Raw genomic sequence first — 22,395 nt, forward strand, 5'->3', positions numbered from 1 at the left:
ACGGGCTGGCGTGCTATGTCGAGGTAATGTGCGCGAGCCTGTCGCTGAGCCACCGGTAGCTGACGTGCTCCTGTTCCAGGCGCAGTCCGGGTTGGAGATGATCGAAGCGGAGCGCGTCGTAGAGTGTGGCCTCCTCCGCCGTGAGGCGTGGAAGCTCGCGCTGCGTGGGGGTGGGTTCCTTGCCCCAGTGCGGGCGGTGGGCCAGCAGAGTCTCCCGGTCCATCAGGAACGAAGCCGCGTGGGGAAGGTGTTCGCGCAACTGGTCGAGGATGGCGAAGCCGTGGGTGTCGAGGTCGCCCCAGTAGTGCACCTTGCAGTCCTGCAGCCACCTGGCGGGGGCCAGGGCTTCCCAGCCGTAGCCGGCGCCGAAGACGATGATCGCTTTCGTCACGGGCGGGAAGGCCAGAAAGTTGGTTTCGTTCTCGGTGATGAAGACCCGCCTGACGGGGAGGGCGAGGGGGGCGAAGCTCACTGCATCCAGTGTGATGTCGGGCAAGCCATTGCAGCCGGGTAGGCTCGGCAGGGCAGGGTCGAGCAGCCGGAAGCGCAGGCGCAAGGGTTTGTCCAGAAAGCCGTAACGGCGGGTGAATTGTGCTGAACCGTTTGCCGTGGCATCGATAGCCTCCGGCGGCAGGGCCAGATCCAGCCACTCGGCCAATACACCCCGATGGGCTTCGATGAACTTGCTGTCCACCCCGGGAGCATCCACCTGGCGCAGGTACACACCTGGGCGAGGGTTGGCTTGCAGCCACGCGACGACAGTGAGCAGGCGCTCCCAGGCGTCAGTCAGCTCCAGCACCTGCAGTGGGCGCCTGGTCAGCCATGGGAGCAGGGTCGGCTGTGCAGTGGCGGTCTGCTGCCAGAGCGCCAGGTAGCGCTGTACTGCTTGCTCCTGTCCGATGAAGGCCAGTGCATCCTGTAATGAATCGACCCATATGGCGGCCGGTAGCCGCTGTCTGCCTTGCACGCGATGCGTCCATTCGCGCCAGTTGACCCGTACGTGGGGGGGCTCGGCCACGGCGTGAACCCAATTGCGCACGGCTTCGAAACGCTCCGTCAGGTCGGATGCCGTGGGGGCCTTCAGGCTCAGGCGCCGGGGCCATTCGATGGCATCGGATACCGATGCGCGCAACAGTTCGCCACGATCCCACAAACGCTGGACCTGGGCGCGCAGGTCCGCCGAGGTGGTCCAGTTCATCGTGCGACCTGAACCGTACCGGCTTTCTGCGCCCGGTATTCCTCGATGCTCAGGCAGCGCAGCCGCGAATCCCGCCCGCCCTCGTTGTGCACGAAGCCGACGCTGGCCACAAAAGGCTCGATGATGTGGATCTTCTGCAGTGGCGTGACGATCAGCAACTGCAGATTGAGTTGCTGGAACAGCCGCAGCCCGTACTGCGCCGATTCGTCCGATCCGCGCCCGAAGGCTTCGTCGATGACCACGAAGCGGAACGAGCGGGAGCGCACCGCGCCCCATTCCAGGCCGAACTGGTAGGCCAGGCTGGCGGCGAGTACCGTGTAGGCCAGTTTTTCCTTCTGGCCACCCGACTTGCCGCCGGAGTCGGAGTAGTGCTCGTGCTCGGCGTCATCGGTTCGCCAGCGCTCGCTGGCCGAGAACAGGAACCAGTTGCGTACATCGGTGACTTTCGCGGTCCAGCGCCGGTCCGCTTCCGACAGGCCTTCGCGACCCCGGAAGCGGTCGATGATGGCCTTGACTTGCAGGAACTTCGTTTCCGAGTACTGTTCATCCGCTGAACCCGTCAATGCGTCTTCGGTGCAGGCGCGAAGGTCTTGCTGAAGATCGCGGATCTCTGCATCCGGGCTGGGCTGGGCCACCAGCCTGATGAAGCGTCCGGGGTTGTAATCTATGCCCTGCAGGGACTGGTTGATGCGGCCGACGCGCTCGGCGATCGTCTCCCGCTCCCGGGCGAGCTGACCGTTGAAGTTGGCGATCTCGCGGATGGTGTTCTCGTTGAGCAGCTCCTTGAAGCGGGCCTCGAAGCGGGGCAGGTCGTCACGCTGCAGGCCGTCGAGCAAGCGGGCGTATTCGGCTGTCGCCGCCAGGCTCGCGTCCATGTTGACGGTCTCGGCCTTGAATTCTTCCTTGAAGCCGCGCATTGCATTGATGATGCGTTCGGTCAGGCGGGAGAGGCGCTTGTCCTCCGCATCGATGCGGTCCTGCAGCCACTTGCGCAGCTCCTGCTCGCGGTTGTCGCAGGATTCGACCGAGAGCTGGTGCTCGCCCAGTGCCTCGTTGCGCCAGTCTTCCAGGCGCGCGAGCTGGGCGTCGACGAGCGGCGTTGCCTCACACACGGCCCGGGCCTGGTCCCGCAGCTCCTCGGCGGCTTCGCGCTTGCTCCTGGTTTCGCCGCGCTTGCCCAGCACGTCAGCCAGTCTGGTTTCCGTCTCGGCCAGCCGGCCGCGAGCGGCCTGCAACTGCCGCCCCAGTTCCTGCAAGGTATTGGAGGCGGACTCCAGGCGTTTGAGCTCTTCCTGGAGCGCGGCGATCTCGCGCGCCAGGCTCTGCCAGTCGATGTCCGTGTAGCGTGTGAACTCCTCCAGTCTTGCCAGCGCTTCCAGCCGGCCTTCCAGCTGTTTGCGCGACTGCTGGATTTCGGCGATGCGCTGGCCTACCGTGACCAGCATGGCCTCCAGGCGATCACGCTGGTCCCGCAGGGCGCGCAGCTTGTCGGCATTGCTCCAGCCGAGCACGTAGCGGCTGCGGTCGTCGATGCGGCTGCGGTCATCCTTCTCGTGGCGTCCGCTCGGGTCCTTGATCTGACCGCTGCGCGTTATGGCCCGGGCCTCGCGGCGAAATTGCTCGGCACTGTCGCAGCAGGCCACGTCGAAGCGACTGCGCAGCTCCTGCTCCAGCCATTCGTAATGCGGCGAGTCTGGCTTGATGGCGAGCTTGCGCACGAGCGACTGAGGATGCAGGTTGGCGGCTTGCACGCTTTTCTTCGGCCGGACGTGGAAGTAGACCAGGCGTGCGCCGAGATGCTGGCGGTCCACCCATTCGGCGACGTCCCTGTAGTGTGCCTCGGGCACCAGCAGCGCAAGGCCGAAGCCACGCAGCAGACGTTCGGCCGCGCCTTGCCAGTCGCGTTCGTCTTCGCGCACCTGGATGAGTTCGCCGGCGAAGGGCAGGTCGTCCTCGGGGATGGAGAGGGCCGCGCAGAGCGCCTCGCGGATGCGGATCTGGGCAGCCTCGATATTGCTTTTGCGGCGCTTGAGACTGTCGATCTCGTCGCTCAGGGCGACGTGTTCTTCCCGGCCTTTGCGGAAGGCGAAGTCTTCCTCGCGCTCGCGGTTGGTGAGGTCCGCAATACGCTCGCGCAGCGATTCGGCACGGGCTCCGATGGCGTGGCGTTGAGCGAGGAAGGCGCCTTCGTCGGCGGGCGGCAGCTCTTCGACGAGGGCCAGCAAGGCGGCGTGGCGTTCGGCCTTCTGCTGGCGTTCCGTCTGGTCTGTTCCCTTGCGCCGGATCTCGGCGGCAAGTTGCTCCAGGCGGTCGCCGCCGTTGTCGCGCATGGCATGTTCCAGATTGCTCACCGCGGTGCGTTCGTCGTCGCGTTGGGCGCCCAGGCGCTCGATCTGGGCGTCGAGCCGGGCGGCATCCTCCGCCAGCAGCGCGAGACGGCGGTCCAGCAGTTGGCCCTTGAGCCCGGCGAAGTAGGGGCGCAGGGCATCGCGCCCGTCGCGAAAGCCCTGAATTTCCGCCGCCAGGGTGGCGTGGCGTTGGCCGTCGGCGACCAGCGGCGTGAGCAGATCGACCTGCCGCTTGGCCTTGAGCACGGCCTGGTGGGCGCGGTCCAGGTCGTCGAAATGACGGATCAGCGCATCGATGCGGCTGGCTACATCGAAAGGTTCCAGCATGTGGCTGCGCACGAAGTCGGTGAGGTTGCCTACCGATTTCATCGACACCGTCTGGTGGAACAGCTCCAGCGCTTGTTCGTGCTCGATGCCGAAGCGTCGGCGGAACCAGGCAGAGTAGGGCGGAAAGCTGTCGAACAACTCGCTGCCCGTGTTGCGAAGCTTCTTGCGCAGGGACGCAATGTCGCTGCCGAAACCGGCAAAGTCCTCGGCAATCGTCATGGCCCGTTCCGCCGCGACGAACAGCCGTGCCGGCTGGCCTTGTGGATCCTTCAGCCAGAACACCTGGGCCAGGGTGACGGCCTGGTCGTAGCCTTCGTTGCGGAACACGCCGAGGATCACCGAGTAGCTCGATGCATCACGCAGCGCCACCGCACGTGCGCTGCCGGTGACCTCGTTGCGTTCGCTCTTGTAGTGGCCGAGCACGTATGAGCGCAGGGTCCGCTCGCGCGCATCCGCGCCGGCCGCCTTGTTGTAGGCGATGCGCTGGGCCGGCACCAGCAGGGTCGTGATGGCGTCCACCATCGTGGACTTGCCGGAGCCGATGTCGCCGGTGAGCAGGCCATTACGGCCGTCGAGCTCATAGCGCCAGATCCGTTTGTCGAAGGTGCCCCAGTTGAGTACCTCCAGTTTTTGCAGGCGGAAGCCGACGCGGCTGTCGTCGGCCACAAAATCCAGTCCGAGGGTCGGCGCTTCAAGCATCGTTGGCCTCCGGGGCTGCGTCTCCAGCGGACAGTGCCTGATAGCCCTCCAGCCGCGAGTCGAATTCCGCCAGCCACTGGGCATCGACGAAGGCTTTGAGGATGCGCCGCAGCTCGTAGTGCCCACGCTCCGGTCCGGCCTGGGGGCTGCTGCCCGCCGCGGGTTTGAGGCGGCGCAGGAAACCCAGCTCGACGACTTTTGAAATCGTGGCGTTGACCTGATCGATGAGCCGGGTTTCGTTCGTACCGTCGGGCAGGAAGACCCGTATCAGTTCGACGATCTCGTCGCGGGCGAGGATCAGACGGGTGTCGCCGCCACCGGCATCGAACTCCGCCATGCGCTTGCGCAGCAGTGCGAGCATCAGGCTGACCGGGTAAGACAGAGGCCGGCGGGCGACGAGTCGTGGCGGGCGGGGGGCTGCCTCGGATTCGTCCGGATCCGGGCGACTTTTGAGGAAAGCGTAGCCTTCCGCCTCGTCCATCACCAGGTCGAGCAGCAGGATGGCCGCGTGTTCCCTCACCCGGGCCTGCAGGCGCAGGAGGCTTGCCCACAGATGCTCGTCGTCGTCACGGTAGAGCACGCCCTTGAGCAGTTGAACCATCAGGAGAGACAGTTCGGGTACCGCCAGCCGGGTGCCGGGCGGGTTTTCATCCAGGGAGGTGTCGGGCACGGTGTCGTTCATCGTCTTCCTGTCGCAGCGGCGTTTAGCGCGTGAAGATCACTCGGGGCAGGCGTGCTTCACGCGTGACCGGCTCGCCTTGTGCATCGCTGGCCTGCCAACGGATCGGTTCTTCCACCGTTTCGTCCACCACCGCATGCAGGCTGCCGAGAGCGTCGCTGCTGGCCTCGGCGTGGGCCAGTTCCAGATAGGCGACCAATTCGGCCAGGCCGTGCTGCAAGGGTTCGGCCTCCAGCAGGTCATGCAGGGTGATCTGCGGTGCGTGGCGCAGTGCGCGCTGGATAGACGTGCGCAGACGTGCCTTGTCCACGATGATCTGCTCGAACAGGCGCGCGGTGTCGATGTCGTCTTCTCCTGTGTCGAGCGTGAGCCCGGCGAGGCGTGGCTTGGCCTTGGGGGCGAACAGCGGCCGCTCCAGCGGCAGTTCGATGTCCGCGCTCATGGCATCCATGGTCATCGGGCTTGCGGTGGGCGGGGCGTCACGGAGCGCCAGGGCCTTGCTTTCGATGCCGTGCAGGAGGTCGAGGATGCGGCGGTTTTCCAGGAAGGCCCGGTCGTCCAGGAAGCGGCGCAGTTGCTGCGATAGTTGGGCGACGGTGCGCTGGGTGTGTTCGCCGGCTTCCAGCCAGTCGTAATGGACGCGACGTGTACGCGCATCTGGCTGGAGCGCTGCCACCGCCGGCAAGGCCAGGACCTGGTCCAGCCGTGCGGAGAGTTCCTCCTGGCGGCGGCTGGACATGAGGAAATCCCAGAAGGCGCGGAAGCTGCGGCCCTGGTCCGAGTCGCCGATTGCATCGCGCTCGCCCATGATCTCATCGAGCAGCGCGCCCTTGGCGCCGTCCCACAGGGCGATCTTCTCGCGCACCTTGCGGTCGAGTCGGCGGAAGTTGTACTCCACTTCGCGGAAGTCGGCCAGCAGCTCGCGAGCCAGTTGCTGGAACTGCTGGAAGCGGTCCTTGACGGCGGTGTCGTCCAGAAGCGGCACGTCACCGGCCAGGATGCGGGCGATTTCGGCATCGATGTCGTCGCGTTTCCTGCGCAGGTCTTCGACTCGCCTCGCGGGGTCGGCTTCGGTGCCGGCGCTGATCTGTTCCAGGAGTGCGAACAGTGTCAGGAGCCGCGACTCGGTGCCGACGAAGGGCCTTTCAGTCAGTGACACGAGCCATGCGATGGCCTTCTCGGTGGCGGGTGTCAGATCGAACTGGGCTTCGTCCGTACCGGGCTTGTAGAACTTGCGCAGCCAACCCTTGTCGGGGGAGATCCAGTCGTTCAGGTAGTCCCGTGCATTCCTGGGGTAGGCGTCCGGACCGAGTTGCTCGCGCAGCGCGAAGAGTTCGTCCTCCAGTGCCTCGGCGAGATCCGCCTCGCTCATCACGCGCATGTTGGGCGTGACGAACACCCGGTGCAGGAAGCTCGCCACCAGCGCTGCATGGGGCGAGGCCAGCAGACGCCATGCGGGATGGCGGTCTCGAAGTGTGCTGAGGGTGGCGTGGTCCATTGTCGTTCAGTCTGCAAGCCGTCCGACGCTTATTGAAACTCGGCAAGCCGTTTCATGAAATTCCGTTTGGCCTTGTATTGCAGACGAACCCGTCCGAGTTCCGCATCGAACACTGCATGCTGCCCGGCGGAGAGGCGCAGCTTGCGGATGGCGGCCACCACCGCGAAGGCGTCGTCATACTTCGCGCCGCGGCTGCCTTCCTCGACCGCATGCGGCAACAGGCGAAAGTAGAGGGCGATGGCATCCTCGGGATGGCTGCCGGCCCGCAGCGCGGCGACCTTGCCCCACAGCGTGATGGCGACGTGACCACCCTGAAAGGTGCTCCATGCTGCTTCCGCATCCCGTTCCATTATATGGATCGCCACCAACTCGCTGCGGGCAGAGCGCAGCCAGGCCGGGCTTTGCTTCCGGGGTTTCGCTTCTTCCTTGGCGACCTGATCCCACAGGTGTTGTAGCGCCCGCGCACGCAGGGGCTCGCGGCGTCCGATGCTGCCGGCCTCCTTCAGCAGGACGGTGTAGGACGCCTGGTCGGCGCCTGACAGGAAACGCTTCCAGGCGAGCTCCTCGACCTGGTCAAATGCGCCGCGTCGCCGGTATTCGTGAATGCAGAAGTCGACCAGTTCCCACGCCTGTTGGGCTGGGAACGCCGCCAATCCTTCTTCTGCGCAGGCCAGCGCTTCATCGAAGCGGCCATGTTCCGCCAGATAGCTTGCCAGATGCCGGAAGTGCTGGCTGCTGGAGAGGTTGTGGCGCAGTACCTGGATCATCTCGTCGACGTTGCCGGATGCGCGCGCCAATACTTCCATGGCTTTTTCGAGGCGGCTGCGCTTCGGGTCGAAACGGGCCGTGCGATTGTCCTGCGGCGTGAGCGCCGGCAGTTGCGCCCACCGCATCAGGATCTGCGTACGGTAGCGCTCCAGGCCCACCTCACCCAAGGCATTCCCGTAGTCCGGCAGAATGGTGGAGAACGTGTCCCAATGGCTGTCCATCTGGTAACGCACGAGGCGCTCGGCAAGCGCCGTGGCATCGGGCCGGAGGTGCTCGCAGGCCAGCAGATGGATCTGCTGGAAGCGTTCGAGGCTTCCATAGACCCGTCCCTCGCCATCGTCGATGTTTTCCAGCCCGTTCTGGATCAGGCAGATAGCCTCCTCGACGAGCTCCACCAGCTTCGCGTCGCCATCGGCGATCCGGGTTTCCAGCAGGCCTGCCAGATCGTGAAGGCGGTCGGCGTAGGCGTCCGTCTCGTCATAGTCGAGGAAGCCGCTGATCCGGGTGGCTTGGTGGATGGCGGAACGCAAGCCGGGCAGATCGTGGGCGGCCTGGGCCGCGGCGGCAAAAAGCAGGCGGTCCCGCAGGTCATGGTCCTGTTCCGCCGCCTGCAGGAGCCAGCGCCGCAGTTCGCCGGGAGACAGTCCGTCCACGTAAGCGCGGAGCCGCACGGCTTTCGATTGGCGGGTGGATTTCGGTTTGGGGGAGCATGCCTCCGGCTCCGCGAGGTCTTCACCGGCGATCCAGGCCAGGCCGACCGCGACTGCATGCTTGCAAAAGATGCCGTCCTCGCCGACTGGGCAGTCGCACTCGAACTCCAGCTCCCAGTCCGCCCCGGCCGAGAGCACGATTTCGTAGCGCTGGGTCCCGAGGACCTCGGCCGAGGCACTGCTCTCGTTGGACTTCAGAGCTTGAACGGCGCCGCTGTTGAAGTAGTCCCGCCCACGGATGAAGGTCTTGTCGCCAGCGTACAGCTGCAAATTGTCGAGGGTCAGTACATCGGCGAGGAGCATCGTGCGTTTTTGCAGTCGGAGCGGGGCAATCATTCTACTGTGCTTGCGAACCAGCACGGCACTTCTATGCGAGCACAATGAAAAACGCCAGGTGAAATCAATCACTTGGCGTTGGTTGGGTAGGGAGGCGGACCTGGGCTCCGTGCAGCAATCGCTGCCGTGAGGCCGCCCCGTCTTTGGCCGGATCGGTGAATGCCCTTCGAGCCCCACGCTCCTTCGACTTGAACATTTGCAGCCCAGACTTGAACTTGCTCGACTCCGATTCAAACGCTCGCTCCCCGGACTTGAACTTTTTCAACACCCACTTGAAATCACGCTGCTCGGACTTGAACGATCGAAGCGGCGATTTGAACGGGTTCAATCCAGAGCTGAAGTAGTTCAAGTCCACGCTGAACCCGTTCAGCTGAAACTTGAACCCACGCACCTCAGAGCATCAGAAGTTCTCCTTCGCGTTGAACCAGTTCAACGCGAAGGAGAGGTCGTCAAGCCGGGCGCTTACCCGGTTCTACAGCACGTCGACCTCGTTCCCCTCGCTCCCGAAACGCTTGCGGTGAAGTTCCCGTGCCCCCTTGAAGGCCCTGGCAAGGCGCTTCTCATTGCTGAACCCGACCAAAGCCGGGCGCTGTTTGATCGACCGGGTGTTGCGGTCGAGGAGTTCGATGGCTTGGGTGCGGCGGGTTTCGTCTAAAAGATTAACCAAAAAGTACATCAACCGGCCCCAGACAGCCCAAAAAAATAGCCTACAATCCGCATTGTGCGGTTTGTAGGCTATTGATTTTAAAGAAAATACTTGGTGGAGCCGGGGGGAATCGAACCCCCGTCCGCAAGCCCTCTACAGTCAGTTCTACATACTTAGCCAACTAATTTGAATTTAACCCGGAGTTTAGCCAATTGGCGGGCCGACTACAGGCGAGTCACCTAGAGTTTCGCGCGAGACCAAGTAACCCGATCTGTTGCTAGTTCCTGTAAATGACACTGCAATTGGGTTTGACCCCACCTGACCCAGGAACGAATCAGTGCAGTGGCTTAGGCCTTAAGCGGCCAGAGCGAAACGCTCGTCGTTGGCGTTTGTAGTTTTCCAGTGGATTTACGAGGTAACTGGTCCTCGGTATGCACTGATCTGCTTTGCAACCCACGTCGAAGCCAGGTCGGCCCCATGTTCGTTACATGCATTGGTCCCGGCCTGAACCGGGAAGTTCCGCATCCTATCACAAACTCAGGTTGCGCTAACCAGTTCCAGGATTTCCAGTGGGTGCTGGATGATCACATCAGCTTCCCAGGCATGGATTGCGACGCCGTTGCCGAGATAGCCGTAGGCTGCTGCCACGGTTTTCATGCCGGCGGCGCGGCCTGCGGTGATGTCGCGGATGTCGTCGCCAACATAGAGGCACTGCAGTGGGTTGGTGCCGGAGAGCTGGCAGGCGTGCAACAGCGGATCAGGATGGGGTTTGGCACGGGCGGCGGTGTCTCCACCGACGATGCAGCGGCTGCGCTCGGCGAGGCCGAGGGCTTCGATGATGGGGCGCGCGAAACGTTCGGCCTTGTTGGTGACGACGCCCCAGGGGATGTCATGGGTGTCCAGCGCATCGAGGAGCTCAGCCATGCCCGCGAAGAGCTGAGTTTCGACGCAGAGGGCGTCGGCGTACAGATCGAGAAAGCGTTTGGCCATGGGCGGGTAGTCGGTCATGTCGGGCGTCAGGCCGAAGCCGACACCAAGCAGGCCGCGCACGCCGTTGGAGACCATCGGGCGCAATTGCTCGAAAGGCGTTGCGTGACGGTCATGTTCGGCCTGGAGGCGGTGCAGCGTGCCGATGAGGTCCGGCGCCGTATCGGCGAGGGTGCCGTCCAGGTCGAAGAAGATGGCTTCAGCCACGCTTGGAGGTCCGCATCAGGTAGTTCACATCGGTGTTGGGGCCGAGGGAATAGACCTGGCTGAGCGGGTTGTAATGCATTCCGGTCAGGTCCTCCAAATCCAGCCCGGCTTCGCGCACGTAGCGGGCGAGTTCGGACGGCTTGATGAATTTGGCGTATTCGTGGGTGCCCTTGGGGAGCAGCTTGAGGATGTACTCTGCACCGACTACCGCCATCAGGTAGGACTTGAGGTTCCGGTTGAGGGTGGAGAAGAACACATGTCCGCCGGGCTTGACCAGTGCGGCGCAGGCCCGGATGGTGCTGGCCGGGTCTGGGACGTGCTCAAGCATTTCCATGCAGGTTACGACGTCGAAGCTTTCCGGATTGTCGTGGGCCATTTCTTCGGCGGAAATAAGCTGGTAATCGACGCTCTGGCCGCTCTCGTAGAGGTGCAGGCGGGCGACGCCAAGTGCCTTTTCCGAGAGGTCGACGCCAGTGACCTGAGCGCCGCGGGCTGCCATGGATTCGGCAAGGATGCCGCCGCCGCAGCCGATGTCGATGACGTGCTTGCCCGGCAGGCCGGCGGCTGCGTCGATCCAGTCGAGGCGCAGGGGGTTGATCTGGTGGAGGGGCTTGAATTCGGACTCCGGGTCCCACCAGCGGTGGGCGAGGTCACTGAATTTCTGCAGTTCGGCGGGATCGGCGTTCATGAGGGCGGACTTCAGCAGTGGTCAGGAATCAAGTTGGGATTGTATGCGAGAGGCCGACCTGGGCTCAAAAACAAAGAGCCCTGCAGTGCAGGGCTCTTTGCGAACTGGCGTGAAACCAGCGATCGGCGATTACTTGGTGCCGATGACTTCGATTTCCACGCGACGGTCCGGCTGCAGGCAGTCGACCAGCTTCTTGTTCTTGCCGGATTCCTTGCCGAGGTTATGGCAGGCGTTGCCGGTAACGGGCTGCTTCTTGCCCTTGCCTTCGGTGTAGACGCGGTTGGCTTCGATGCCCTTGCTGACCAGGTAGCTCTTCACAGCGGCAGCGCGCTTTTCGGAGAGCTTCTGGTTGTAGGCGTCGCCACCGATACGGTCGGTGTGGCCAACGGCCAGGATGACTTCCAGCTTGACGTCCTTGGACTTGGCGGCCAGATCGTCGAGCTTGGCCTTGCCGGCGGGCAGCAGGACAGCCTTGTCGAATTCGAAGAGGGTGTCGGCAGCCAGCTTGATCTTTTCAGCAACGGGGGCCGGGGCGGCAACCGGAGCCGGAGCGCTCTTGGCGCCAGCAGCGGGGGCGGCAGCGGTCTTCACGCACTTGTCCTGGGGCACGACATCCTTGTCGCACTCGCAGCCAACCGGGAACTCGCCGGCCAGGGTGGTGGAGGCGGCAGCCGGGGTCCAGTAGCCGGTGCGCCAGCAGAGGTCGGCGCCGCTACGGGCAACAACGGAACGGGCGTCGATCACGTAGGGGACTTCGCCTTTCGTATCCACGACGACATCTTTGGCGAAGCTGGCGGAGGCGGACAGGCCGAGAGCGGCCATTGCGGCGGCAATCAGCAGTTGTTTTTTGGCTTGTTTGATCATCGTTTTCCTCGTCGCAAGGCAAAGGGGTAGAACCGGAAGTTACTTGCTCGCTGTAATTGAGTTGCCACAAGGCACTCAGGCAGCATATCCAATTCATTGGCGGAACTTATTCTGCCATAGCCGGACGGCGCTCAATAGCTCGGTGTTGGTTATTTGCAACAGTTTTCCGCCGATCACACGTCGTTCGCCGGCAACCCATACATCCGATACGGCGCGCCGCCCAAGTACATAGATCAGGTGCGAGATGGGGTCGAAGCAGGGAAGGTCGTCCACGTCGTCTACGCGCAGGGCGCATAGGTCGGCGGCCTTGCCGGGAAGGAGGGAGCCGATGCTCGACTCGAGCCCAAGTGCTTGGGCTCCGCATAGTGTTGCCATGCGCAGGGCCTGGTGGGCGGGGAGGGTGGTGGCGTCGCCGCTGCTCAGTTTGGCGAGCAGGCTGGCCTGATGCATTTCTCGGAAAAGATCGAGCCGGTTGTTGCTGGCGGCACCATCGCTACCCAATCCGACCGTGATTTGTCTATCCAGGAGGATGGAGATTGGAGCTGCGCCGCTGGCCAGTTTCATATTGGATGTCGGGCAGTGGGCGACGGAGCAGTTGTGCAGGACCAGGCGTTCGACGTCTTCGCTGTCGAGGTGGACGGCGTGCACGCCAATCAGGTTGGGGCCTAGCAGCCCGAGGTCATCAAGGCGGGCGAGGGGGCGTCGCCCATGGTCGCGTAGGCTGTCGGAAATCTCCGCGGCGGTTTCGTGGATATGAATGTGAATCGGAAGATCGAGTTCGTCCGCTAGTGCGCCGACCCGTTCGAATGTGCGGTTGGATACGGTGTAAGGGGCGTGGGGGGCCAAGGCAAAGTGTATGCGGGGATGGCTCCGCCACTGGTCGTGGGCGGCGAGCCCCTTATGCAGATAATCATCTGCGTCTGCCGCGTATTGCGACGGGAATTCCAGGACGGTGATGCCCAGCACGGCCCGCATGCCAAGACGGTCGAATGCTTCGGCGGCCGCCTCGGGAAAGAAGTACATGTCGTTGCAGGTGGTGATGCCGCCACGCAGCATCTCTGCCCCAGCCAGCAAGCTGCCGTCTCTTACAAAGGTAGGGGATACGTGACGTGCTTCGGTGGGCCAGATGGCTTCCTGCAACCAGCGCATCAGCGGAAGGTCGTCGGCCAGACCGCGCATCAGCGTCATGGCGGCGTGGCAGTGCAGATTGACGAGGCCCGGGATCAGGATGTGCTCGGGTAGCTGAACGTATTCTCGCGCCGAGAATTTTGCGCGGGCCTCGCTGGTTAGCAGTATTTCAACAATCCTGCCGTCGCGGATGGCGACGGTGTGGTGTTCCAGCGTGGTGTCGTTGGGCTCGACCGGGATTATCCAGCGCGCTTCGATGAGCAGGTCGACCTCGATGGGCGTCATGGCTGTTCTCGTTGTCTGTATTGGGCAAAAGGGTGTCCCGCATCGTGTCCGGTTGGGGCGATCGATTAGAGCACATGCGCTGCGGCTGTCACAATTGGCCGAGACTGCCGCTTGGCGGGCAGTTCCGGCCGGAATCGACCCCTCGCGGCATGCTAAACTCGCGTCTTTTCGTCTTTTCGACGAACTGTCGATTCCCGCGGTGCCATGATCCCGTTCGCCAAAGAAACTCTCCCCATCAGCCTCGAAGACGAGATGCGTCACGCCTACCTGGATTACGCGATGAGCGTGATCGTCGGGCGGGCCCTGCCGGATGTGCGTGACGGTCTCAAGCCCGTACATCGACGCGTACTGTTCGCGATGCACGAACTGGGCAACGACTGGAACAAGGCTTACAAGAAGTCCGCCCGTATCGTCGGTGACGTGATCGGTAAGTACCACCCCCACGGCGACCAGTCCGTATATGACACCATCGTCCGCATGGCGCAGGATTTCTCCCTGCGCTACATGCTGGTGGATGGCCAGGGCAACTTCGGTTCGGTGGACGGCGACAGCGCGGCTGCCATGCGTTACACCGAAATCCGCATGGCCAAGATCGGCCACGAGCTGCTGGCCGACATCGACAAGGAAACGGTTGATTTCGGGCCGAACTACGATGGCTCGGAGAAAGAGCCGCTGGTGTTGCCGGCGCGCATTCCGAATCTGCTGATCAACGGTTCCGGCGGTATCGCCGTCGGCATGGCGACCAACATTCCGCCGCACAACCTCAGCGAAGTCGTTGACGCCTGTCTGCGCCTGTTGCAGGAGCCGGACGTGTCGATCGAGGAGTTGATCAAGATCGTGCCGGCGCCGGATTTTCCGACCGCGGGCCTGATCTACGGCCTGTCCGGCGTGCATGAAGGCTATCGCACCGGCCGCGGCCGCGTGGTGATGCGTGCACGTACCCACTTCGAAGACATCGGCAAGGGGGATCGCCAGGCGATCATCGTCGACGAGATTCCGTACCAGGTTAACAAGAAGACCCTGCTCGAGAAGATTGCCGAGCTGGTGAACGAGAAGAGGATCGAGGGCATCAGCGAGATCCGCGACGAGTCGGACAAGTCCGGCATGCGCGTGGTCATCGAGCTGAAGCGCAACGAAGTGCCCGATGTGGTGCTGAACAACCTGTTCAAGCAAACCCAGCTGCAGGACACCTTCGGCATGAACATGGTGGCGCTGGTGGATGGCAAGCCGCGCCTGCTGAACCTGCGCCAGATGGTGGAATGCTTCCTGGCGCACCGCCGCGAAGTGGTGACCCGCCGCACGATCTTCGAACTGCGCAAGGCGCGCGAACGCGGCCACATCCTCGAAGGCCTGGCCGTCGCGCTGTCCAACGTGGATGAGATCATCGCGCTGATCAAGGCCGCGCCGACCCCGCCGGAAGCCAAGAAGGCGCTGATGGGGCGCGAGTGGCGCTCGGCGCTGGTGGAAGAGATGCTGGCCCGCGCGACCTCCGACAGCTTCCGCCCGGAAGGTCTGGCGCCGGAATTCGGTCTGTCTGCCCAGGGCTACCGCCTGTCCGACGCCCAGGCCCAGGCCATCCTCGAGCTGCGCCTGCAGCGCCTGACCGGTCTGGAGCAGGACAAGATCGTCGCCGAGTACAAGGAGGTGATGGCCAACATCGCCGACCTGCTCGACATTCTGGCCCGCCCGGAGCGGATCACCGCGATCATTGGTGACGAGCTGACGCTCATCAAGCAGCAGTTTGGTGATCCGAGGCGTTCCGAGGTGGTGATGAACACTGCCGACATCAACATCGAAGACCTGATCGCCCCGCAGGACATGGTGGTGACCCTGTCTCATACAGGTTATTTCAAGCGTCAGCCGCTCACCGACTACCGGGCCCAGAAGCGTGGTGGCCGTGGCAAGCAGGCGGCAGCGGTGAAGGATGACGATTTCGTCGACCAGCTCTTCGTCGCGAATACCCACGACCACATCCTGTGCTTCTCCAACCGCGGCCGCCTCTATTGGCTCAAGGTGTACGAGGTGCCGGAGGGCACCCGGAACTCCCGTGGCAAGCCGATCGTCAACCTGTTCCCGCTGCTCGAAGGCGAGAAGATCACCGCCGTGCTGCCGGTCAAGGAGTTCGACGAAGGGCATTTCATCTTCATGGCCACCGCCGAGGGTACGGTCAAGAAGACGCCGCTCACCGACTTCTCCAACCCGCGTAAGGCCGGCATCATTGCGGTGGGTCTGGACGAGGGCGACTACCTGGTTGGGGTGGCGATCACCGACGGTAAGCATGACGTGATGCTCTTCTCCGACGCCGGCAAGGCTGTGCGTTTCAGCGAGAACGACGTGCGTCCGATGGGCCGTCAGGCCCGTGGTGTGCGTGGCATGACGCTGGAGGACGGCCAATCCGTGATCGCCATGCTGGTGGCAGAGAACGAAGAGCAGAGCGTGCTGACCGCCACCGAGAACGGTTTTGGCAAGCGCACGCCGATCGGCGAGTACACCCGCCACGGCCGCGGCACCAAGGGCATGATCGCCATCCAGACCTCCGACCGTAACGGCAAGGTGGTGGCCGCAACCCTCGTGACCGAGAAGGACCAGATCATGCTGATCACCACCGGCGGCGTGCTGGTGCGGACCCGCGTGGCCGAGATCCGCGAAATGGGGCGTGCCACCCAGGGCGTCACGCTGATTTCGGTGGACGAGGGCAGCACGCTGTCTGGTGTGCAGAAGATTCTTGAAGGCGACGAGGAAGAGCAGGACGTGGCTGGTGAGGCCGGGGCCGAAGGCGCCGCGCCGGAAGCCTGAGCGAACTGAGGAAGGATTCAAACGATGCGGATTTTCAATTTCTCGGCGGGGCCGGCCGTGCTGCCGACCAAGGTGCTCGAACAGGTTCGTGATGAACTGCTCGACTGGCAGGGCACCGGCATGAGCGTCATGGAAGTGAGCCACCGGGGCAAGGATTTCACCGGTGTGATCGAGGCTGCCGAGGCCGATCTGCGCACGCTGATGGGCATCCCGTCCAACTACAAGGTGCTGTTCCTGCAGGGGGGCGCGACGCAGCAGTTCGCGCAGATCCCGATGAATCTCCTGGATGGGCGTTCTGCCGACTACATCGTTACCGGCTCGTGGTCCAAGAAAGCCTATAAGGAAGCCCAGCGTTTCGGCGCCGTGTGCCTGGCCGGATCGAGTGAGGCTGACAGCTTCACGCGGGTGCCGAGCGCCGACGAGTTGAAGCTCGACCCGCAGGCAGCCTACCTGCACATCTGCACCAACGAGACGATCCACGGCGTCGAGATGTTCGACCTGCCGACTGCGCCGGCGGACGTGCCGCTGGTGGCTGACATGAGCTCCCACATCCTGTCGCGTCCGATGGATGTGTCCCGCTATGGCCTGATCTATGCTGGCGCGCAGAAGAACATCGGGCCGGCCGGACTGGTCATCGTGATCATTCGTGAGGACTTGCTTGGCAAGGCTTCGGCAATCACCCCGAGCGTCATGGACTACGCGACGATGGCGGAACACGGTTCCATGCTCAACACGCCACCGACCTTCGGTATATATCTGGCCGGCTTGATCTTCAAGGATCTGCTGGCGCAGGGCGGCCTGGGGGCGGTGGAGCGGACGAATATCGCCAAAGCGCAACTGGTCTACGATGCGATCGAATCCAGCGGCGGCTTTTATCGCAACCCGGTTCAGGAAGCATTTCGCTCCCGCATGAATGTGCCGTTCACTCTGGCCAATCCGGAGCTGGATGCCGCCTTCCTGGCCGAAGCCGCTGAACGTCAACTGTCCGGCTTGAAGGGGCACAAGTCGGTGGGCGGCATGCGCGCATCCATCTACAACGCGATGACGCTGGACGGCGTGCGTGCGCTGGTGGACCTGATGCAGGATTTCGCCGCGCGCAAGGCGTGAGTGTTACGGACGAGGAGAAGGCATGAACGACGAGATGTTGCGTGAGCTCGGCGTGGTGCGCGAGCAGATCGACACCATCGACGCGCAGATGCTGGCGCTGCTCAACCAGCGCGCCAAGTGTGCCCAGCACGTAGGCGAGATCAAGGCCAGGTATGGCGATGCCGGCTATATCTACCGGCCGGAGCGGGAGGCGCAGGTGCTGCGGCGCATTCAGTCCCTGAACGACGGGCCGCTGCCGAACGAAAGCGTGACCTTCTTCTTCCGGGAGGTGATGTCGGCCTGCCTGTCGCTGGAAAATCCGCTGGGCGTCGCCTTTCTAGGGCCGCTCGGAACGTTCTCCGAGAGTGCTGCGGTCAAGCAGTTCGGACATGCTGCCCGTTTGGCTCCGCAGACCACCATCGATGACGTGTTTCGCGAAGTCGAAGCCGGGCATGCGGACTACGGCGTGGCGCCGGTGGAGAACTCCACCGAAGGTGCGGTCGGTCGGACCCTTGATCTGCTGCTGGGCTCACCGCTGAAGATCTGCGGCGAGGTCGTGCTGCGCATCCACCAGAACCTGCTGACCCGCGAGACGGAGCTGTCGGCGATCCGCAAGGTGTATTCCCACGCCCAGTCCTTGGCCCAGTGCCACGAGTGGCTGAATAGCAATCTGCCGGACGTGCCGCGCATTTCGGTCGGCAGCAATGCGGAGGCCGCGCGCTTGGCCGCCCTTGAGCCTGGTGTGGCAGCGATCGCCGGCGAAGCCGCGGCCGAGCGTTACGACCTGCCGCGGCTGGTCGAAAGCATCGAGGACGAACCCAACAACACCACGCGCTTCCTGGTCCTCGGTCGCCATGATGCGGGGCGCACCGGGGCGGACAAGACTTCGCTGATCATGTCTGCCGCAAACCGTCCGGGTGCGGTGCACGAACTTCTCGCGCCGCTGGCTGATGCGGGGGTGTCGATGACCCGCCTCGAATCCCGTCCTGCCCGTGCCGCCCTGTGGGAATACGTGTTCTATGTGGACATTGATGGACATCGTGAAGACCCGGCTGTGAAGGCTGCACTCGATGACCTAGGAAGCAATGCCGCCTATTTGAAGATCCTGGGCTCCTATCCCCAGGCCGTGTACTGATTCCCAGGAGTTGTTCATGTCTTTGTGCGATCTGGCGCCTGCTCATATCCGGGCCATTTCTCCCTATCAGCCCGGCAAGCCGATTTCCGAGCTGGCTCGGGAAATGGGGCTGGCTGAAGAGTCCATCGTCAAGCTGGCCTCCAACGAGAACCCGTTGGGCGTTGGTGAAAAGGGCCGCGAGGCGATGCTCAAGGCGGTGGCGGACATCGCCCGCTACCCCGACGGCAACGGTTTTGAGTTGAAGGATGCGTTGCATCGCCGCTACGGCGTGGGCCACGACCAGATCGTGCTGGGCAATGGCTCCAACGACGTGCTCGAACTGGCAGCCCGTGCGTTCCTGGGGCCGGGTGTCGATGCTGTGTACTCCCAGCATGCGTTTGCCGTCTATCCGCTGGCGACGCAGGAAGCGGGCGCGTGCGGCATTGAGGTGCCGGCCAAGCACTTCGGCCATGACCTCGACGCCATGCTGGCCGCCATCACGCCGGCGACCCGGGTGCTGTTCATCGCCAACCCCAACAATCCGACTGGCACCTTCCTGCCCGGCGCAGAGCTCCAGGCCTTTCTCGCCCGCGTGCCCGGGCATGTGCTGGTGGTCCTCGACGAGGCCTATACCGAATACCTGTCCCCGGAGCAGCGTTACGACGCGATCGCGTGGCTCAAGAGTTTCCCGAACCTGCTGATCAGCCGCACCTTCTCCAAGGCCTATGGCCTTGCCGGGCTGCGCGTCGGTTATGGGCTCGCCAGTCCGGCGGTCATCGACCTGCTGAACCGGGTACGCCAGCCTTTCAATGTGTGCAGCCTCGGTCTGGCTGCGGCCGCGGCGGCCTTGTTCGATGATGAATTCCTGGTACGCAGCTACGAGCTCAACTGCGCCGGCATGGCTCAGCTGACCGCTGGTTTCGCGGAGCTCGGCCTCGACTGGATCCCATCCGCCGGCAATTTCGTCACCCTCAAGGTTGGCAACGGGGCGGCGGTCAATCAGGCTCTGCTTAAACAGGGTGTCATCGTTCGTCCGATTGGTGCCTACGGCATGCCGGAATGGTTACGGGTTTCCATCGGTCTGGAGAGCGAGAACGCACGCTTCCTCGAGGCCCTGCCGGTGGCGCTGGGCTAGATGGGGCCGGCTGTGAAGACGATCGACAAGCTGGTGGTCTGCGGTGTCGGTCTGATCGGTGGTTCGGTGGCCCTGGCCCTGCGCCAGGCGCGGCTGGTCAACCGCATTGTCGGTGTCGGCCGGCGGCCGGAGCCGCTGGCCGCGGCGCGCCAGTTGGGCGTGATCGACGAGATTTCCACCGACTGGGCCGAGGCTCTCGACGGTGCCGACATGGTGCTGCTGGCGATGCCGGTCGGCCAGATGGATGCGGTGGCAGCGGCGATGGCGCCGCACTTGTCCGCCGGAACCATCGTGACGGATGCGGGAAGTACCAAGCGTGACGTGATCGAGGCGATCTACCGTCACCTGGGCGCCCATCTTGCCACAGTGGTGCCGGCCCATCCCATCGCCGGCGCTGAAAAAAGCGGGCCGGCGGCGGCCCGTGCGGAGCTGTATCGCGGTCGCAAGGTCGTCGTAACGCCGCTACCGGAGAATGCGCCCGAAGCCGTGGCACGGGTTCGTGAGCTGTGGGCCGCCTGCGGTGCAGTGCTGCACGAGATGAGTCCGCAGGAGCACGACCGGGTCTTCGCGGCGGTCAGTCATCTGCCGCATCTGCTGGCCTTTGGCCTTGTTCACGATCTGGCTGGCCGGGCCAACGCCGAGCAATTGTTCAGCTACGCGGCAAGCGGTTTCCGGGATTTCACCCGCGTGGCGGGTAGCCATCCTGAGATGTGGCGGGACATCTGTGTGGCCAATCGGCATTCGCTGTTGGCGGAGCTGGATGCCTACCTGTCCGAGTTGGCCTATCTGCGCGCGCTGCTGGTGGCAGGTGACGGACCTGCTCTCGAAAAGGTTTTCGACGAGTCCAGTCGCGCCCGTAATGCGTGGGCTGACAAGGCATTTCCCGCCACGCCTTCGGGCGAGTAATCAAAAGGAGTTTTCATGGAATTCATCGACCTGCCTCCGATGCAGAAGGCCGCGGGCACGGTGCGCCTGCCGGGCTCCAAGAGTATTTCCAATCGCGTGTTGCTGTTGGCGGCGCTCGCCGAGGGCGACACGCTGGTCGAAGACCTGCTGGACTCAGACGACACGCGGGTAATGCGCAATGCGATCGTTGCCCTTGGCGTCAATGTGACGGAGGAGGGGGAGGCGCTGCGCGTGCAGGGCTGTGGCGGCCGTTTCAGCAACCTGCGGGCCGACATCTTCGTCGGTAACTCGGGGTTGAGCATCCGGACGCTGGTGCCGGCCATCGTGGCGAGTCTGGCCGGCTGCGCTGATGTGGCCGCCGAGGTGCGTCTGTCCGGCGTGCCGCGCATGCATGAGCGGCCGATTGGCGACCTTGTGGATGGTCTCAAGCAGTTGGGCGCGCAGGTCGAGTGGCTGGGGCAGGAGGGCTATCCGCCGTTGGCGCTGAAGCCCGCGGATCTTGCTGCGGAGCGGGTCAGCGTGCGCGGCAACGTGTCGAGCCAGTTCCTGACCGGCCTGCTGCAGGCCGCACCGCTGGTGGCAAGGGACAAGCCGCTGGTCATTGAGGTGGAGGGCGAGCTGATCAGCCGTCCCTACGTGGAGATCACCCTCAACCTGATGGAGCGCTTCGGCGTCTTCGTGCAGCGCGAGGGCTGGAGCCGTTTCATCGTGCCGGCGGGCCAGCGCTATACGTCGCCCGGCCGCATCGCGGTGGAGGGTGACGCGTCGACGGCCAGCTATTTCCTGGCTGCGGGTGCGCTGGGGGCCGGTCCTGTCCGCGTGGTCGGCGCCGGGCGCCGCAGCATTCAGGGCGACGTCAAGTTTGCCGAGGCGCTGGCGACGATGGGGGCGCAAATTGTCTGGGGCGAGGACTGGATCGAGGCGAGTGCGCCGGCATCTGGCCGCCTGAAGGCTTTTGACCTCGACCTGAATCACATCCCCGATGCGGCAATGACCCTGGCGGTCGCTGCACTGTTCGCAGATGGGCCCAGCGTACTGCGCAACATCGGCAGCTGGAGGGTCAAGGAGACCGACCGTATCGCTGCGATGGCGGCCGAACTGCGCAAGCTCGGCGCCACGGTCGAGGAGTATCCGGAAAGCATCAAAGTCATTCCGCCCGCGCAGCTCAAGCCGGCGGTGATCAACACCTACGACGACCATCGTGTGGCCATGTGCTTCTCGCTGGTAACGCTGGGTGGGCCCTATGTGCGCATCAACGAGCCGAAGTGCGTGAACAAGACCTTCCCGGCTTACTTCACGACCTTCGCGGGCATCGCGACGCCGGTTCCTGTGGTGGCCATCGATGGTCCGTCGGCCTCGGGCAAGGGGACCGTGGCGGCGCGGGTGGCTGAGGCGCTGGGCTTCGATCATCTGGACAGCGGGGCACTGTACCGGCTGGTGGCGCTGGCCGCTGCGCGGCAGGGCGTGGCGCTGGACGACGAGCACCGCCTGGAGAGTATCGCGGCGGCACTACCGGCCCGTTTTGACGGTGATCGCGTATTGTTGGGTGGTGATGACGTGACCGAAGCGATCCGCAGCGAGGAATGTTCGGCTGGTGCCTCCAAGGTGGCGGTGCTGCCAGCGGTGCGCGACGCGCTGTTCTGGCGCCAGCGGGCCTACCGCAAGGCGCCTGGTCTGGTGGCGGAAGGGCGTGACATGGGGTCGGTGGTTTTCCCCGATGCGGGCCTGAAGATCTTTTTGACCGCTTCCGCGGAGACGCGTGCGGAACGGCGCTATAAGCAGTTGATCGATAAAGGAATGGCTGCTAACATGACAGATCTGCTCAAAGACTTGCATGAACGTGACGCGCGGGATTCCCAGCGTGCCGTCGCGCCTTTGACGCGGGGCGAAGGCGTGGTGCTGCTCGATACTTCCGGAATGACTGCCCAGCAGGCTGTCGATTTCGTGATCGAGCGGGCCGTGTCTCATAACTGATTTTTTCGCTGTAAAG

The 22,395-nt window shown here is 63.8% G+C and carries 16 protein-coding genes and 1 other RNA gene; 6 read left to right on the forward strand and 11 right to left on the reverse strand.

Going from position 1 to position 22,395, the window contains the following annotated elements:
* Positions 1-13 precede the first annotated feature (13 nt).
* The 11 genes from AC1PPK_RS12875 to AC1PPK_RS12925 all read right to left on the reverse strand — a co-directional run bounded on the left by AC1PPK_RS12875 (position 14) and on the right by AC1PPK_RS12925 (position 13,368).
* On the reverse strand, positions 14-1,198 hold the full coding sequence (locus AC1PPK_RS12875) for a DUF3322 domain-containing protein (RefSeq protein WP_481113456.1): 1,185 nt from the start codon (positions 1,196-1,198) through the stop codon (positions 14-16).
* The gene (locus AC1PPK_RS12880) at positions 1,195-4,572 is read right to left on the reverse strand and encodes an ATP-binding protein (RefSeq protein WP_481113457.1); all 3,378 of its coding nucleotides are present in this window, start codon (positions 4,570-4,572) and stop codon (positions 1,195-1,197) included. The genes AC1PPK_RS12875 and AC1PPK_RS12880 overlap by 4 nt, the downstream gene beginning before the upstream one ends.
* Positions 4,565-5,254 carry a DUF4194 domain-containing protein gene (locus tag AC1PPK_RS12885; protein ID WP_481113458.1) on the reverse strand — a complete coding sequence of 230 codons (690 nt, stop codon included), beginning with the start codon at positions 5,252-5,254 and terminating at the stop codon, positions 4,565-4,567. The genes AC1PPK_RS12880 and AC1PPK_RS12885 overlap by 8 nt, the downstream gene beginning before the upstream one ends.
* A gap of 22 nt (positions 5,255-5,276) precedes the next feature.
* Positions 5,277-6,749 (reverse strand): DUF3375 domain-containing protein, encoded by a 1,473-nt coding sequence (locus AC1PPK_RS12890; RefSeq protein WP_481113459.1) that lies wholly within the window; start codon positions 6,747-6,749, stop codon positions 5,277-5,279.
* A 29-nt stretch (positions 6,750-6,778) separates the two neighbouring features.
* Positions 6,779-8,635 carry an SWIM zinc finger family protein gene (locus AC1PPK_RS12895; RefSeq protein ID WP_481113460.1) on the reverse strand — a complete coding sequence of 619 codons (1,857 nt, stop codon included), beginning with the start codon at positions 8,633-8,635 and terminating at the stop codon, positions 6,779-6,781.
* Between the two features lie 400 nt (positions 8,636-9,035).
* Positions 9,036-9,239 carry a hypothetical protein gene (locus tag AC1PPK_RS12900; protein WP_481113461.1) on the reverse strand — a complete coding sequence of 68 codons (204 nt, stop codon included), beginning with the start codon at positions 9,237-9,239 and terminating at the stop codon, positions 9,036-9,038.
* Positions 9,240-9,321: 82 nt separating this feature from the next.
* Positions 9,322-9,686, reverse strand: a transfer-messenger RNA (tmRNA) gene (ssrA, locus tag AC1PPK_RS12905).
* Positions 9,687-9,746: 60 nt separating this feature from the next.
* Positions 9,747-10,403, reverse strand: a complete 657-nt coding sequence (locus AC1PPK_RS12910) for an HAD-IA family hydrolase (RefSeq protein WP_481113462.1) — start codon at positions 10,401-10,403, stop codon at positions 9,747-9,749.
* Entirely contained in the window at positions 10,396-11,091 is a 696-nt protein-coding gene (ubiG, locus tag AC1PPK_RS12915) for a bifunctional 2-polyprenyl-6-hydroxyphenol methylase/3-demethylubiquinol 3-O-methyltransferase UbiG (protein WP_481113463.1), read from the reverse strand. The genes AC1PPK_RS12910 and ubiG overlap by 8 nt, the downstream gene beginning before the upstream one ends.
* A gap of 129 nt (positions 11,092-11,220) precedes the next feature.
* On the reverse strand, positions 11,221-11,955 hold the full coding sequence (locus AC1PPK_RS12920) for an OmpA family protein (RefSeq protein ID WP_481113464.1): 735 nt from the start codon (positions 11,953-11,955) through the stop codon (positions 11,221-11,223).
* A 93-nt stretch (positions 11,956-12,048) separates the two neighbouring features.
* Positions 12,049-13,368 carry a TRZ/ATZ family hydrolase gene (locus AC1PPK_RS12925; protein WP_481113465.1) on the reverse strand — a complete coding sequence of 440 codons (1,320 nt, stop codon included), beginning with the start codon at positions 13,366-13,368 and terminating at the stop codon, positions 12,049-12,051.
* 204 nt (positions 13,369-13,572) lie between these two features.
* On the opposite strand from AC1PPK_RS12925, the gene gyrA reads away from it, so the two are divergent.
* From gyrA to AC1PPK_RS12955, 6 genes are read left to right on the forward strand one after another with little or no spacing between them, the layout of a single operon-like run.
* Positions 13,573-16,164, forward strand: a complete 2,592-nt coding sequence (gyrA, locus tag AC1PPK_RS12930; protein WP_481113466.1) for a DNA gyrase subunit A — start codon at positions 13,573-13,575, stop codon at positions 16,162-16,164.
* Positions 16,165-16,188: 24 nt separating this feature from the next.
* Entirely contained in the window at positions 16,189-17,271 is a 1,083-nt protein-coding gene (gene serC, locus AC1PPK_RS12935) for a 3-phosphoserine/phosphohydroxythreonine transaminase (RefSeq protein WP_481113467.1), read from the forward strand.
* Between the two features lie 22 nt (positions 17,272-17,293).
* On the forward strand, positions 17,294-18,385 hold the full coding sequence (gene pheA, locus AC1PPK_RS12940) for a prephenate dehydratase (protein ID WP_481113468.1): 1,092 nt from the start codon (positions 17,294-17,296) through the stop codon (positions 18,383-18,385).
* Positions 18,386-18,401: 16 nt separating this feature from the next.
* The gene (hisC, locus tag AC1PPK_RS12945) at positions 18,402-19,499 is read left to right on the forward strand and encodes a histidinol-phosphate transaminase (protein WP_481113469.1); all 1,098 of its coding nucleotides are present in this window, start codon (positions 18,402-18,404) and stop codon (positions 19,497-19,499) included.
* 12 nt (positions 19,500-19,511) lie between these two features.
* Positions 19,512-20,405, forward strand: coding sequence for a prephenate dehydrogenase (locus AC1PPK_RS12950; protein WP_481113470.1), 894 nt, complete (start codon positions 19,512-19,514; stop codon positions 20,403-20,405).
* A 15-nt stretch (positions 20,406-20,420) separates the two neighbouring features.
* Entirely contained in the window at positions 20,421-22,379 is a 1,959-nt protein-coding gene (locus AC1PPK_RS12955; protein WP_481113471.1) for a bifunctional 3-phosphoshikimate 1-carboxyvinyltransferase/cytidylate kinase, read from the forward strand.
* Positions 22,380-22,395 lie beyond the last annotated feature (16 nt).

Source organism: Zoogloea sp. JDB1 (assembly GCF_056724025.1).

Excerpts from the sequence above, each read along its gene's own strand:
- AC1PPK_RS12890 (WP_481113459.1), bottom strand. The coding sequence starts at position 6,749 with ATGGACCACGCCACCCTCAGCACACTTCGAGACCGCCATCCCGCATGG.
- AC1PPK_RS12955 (WP_481113471.1), top strand. The coding sequence starts at position 20,421 with ATGGAATTCATCGACCTGCCTCCGATGCAGAAGGCCGCGGGCACGGTG.
- AC1PPK_RS12880 (WP_481113457.1), bottom strand. The coding sequence starts at position 4,572 with ATGCTTGAAGCGCCGACCCTCGGACTGGATTTTGTGGCCGACGACAGC.
- gyrA (WP_481113466.1), top strand. The coding sequence starts at position 13,573 with ATGATCCCGTTCGCCAAAGAAACTCTCCCCATCAGCCTCGAAGACGAG.
- AC1PPK_RS12920 (WP_481113464.1), bottom strand. The coding sequence starts at position 11,955 with ATGATCAAACAAGCCAAAAAACAACTGCTGATTGCCGCCGCAATGGCC.
- ubiG (WP_481113463.1), bottom strand. The coding sequence starts at position 11,091 with ATGAACGCCGATCCCGCCGAACTGCAGAAATTCAGTGACCTCGCCCAC.
- hisC (WP_481113469.1), top strand. The coding sequence starts at position 18,402 with ATGTCTTTGTGCGATCTGGCGCCTGCTCATATCCGGGCCATTTCTCCC.
- serC (WP_481113467.1), top strand. The coding sequence starts at position 16,189 with ATGCGGATTTTCAATTTCTCGGCGGGGCCGGCCGTGCTGCCGACCAAG.
- AC1PPK_RS12885 (WP_481113458.1), bottom strand. The coding sequence starts at position 5,254 with ATGAACGACACCGTGCCCGACACCTCCCTGGATGAAAACCCGCCCGGC.
- pheA (WP_481113468.1), top strand. The coding sequence starts at position 17,294 with ATGAACGACGAGATGTTGCGTGAGCTCGGCGTGGTGCGCGAGCAGATC.
- AC1PPK_RS12900 (WP_481113461.1), bottom strand. The coding sequence starts at position 9,239 with ATGTACTTTTTGGTTAATCTTTTAGACGAAACCCGCCGCACCCAAGCC.
- AC1PPK_RS12925 (WP_481113465.1), bottom strand. The coding sequence starts at position 13,368 with ATGACGCCCATCGAGGTCGACCTGCTCATCGAAGCGCGCTGGATAATC.
- AC1PPK_RS12875 (WP_481113456.1), bottom strand. The coding sequence starts at position 1,198 with ATGAACTGGACCACCTCGGCGGACCTGCGCGCCCAGGTCCAGCGTTTG.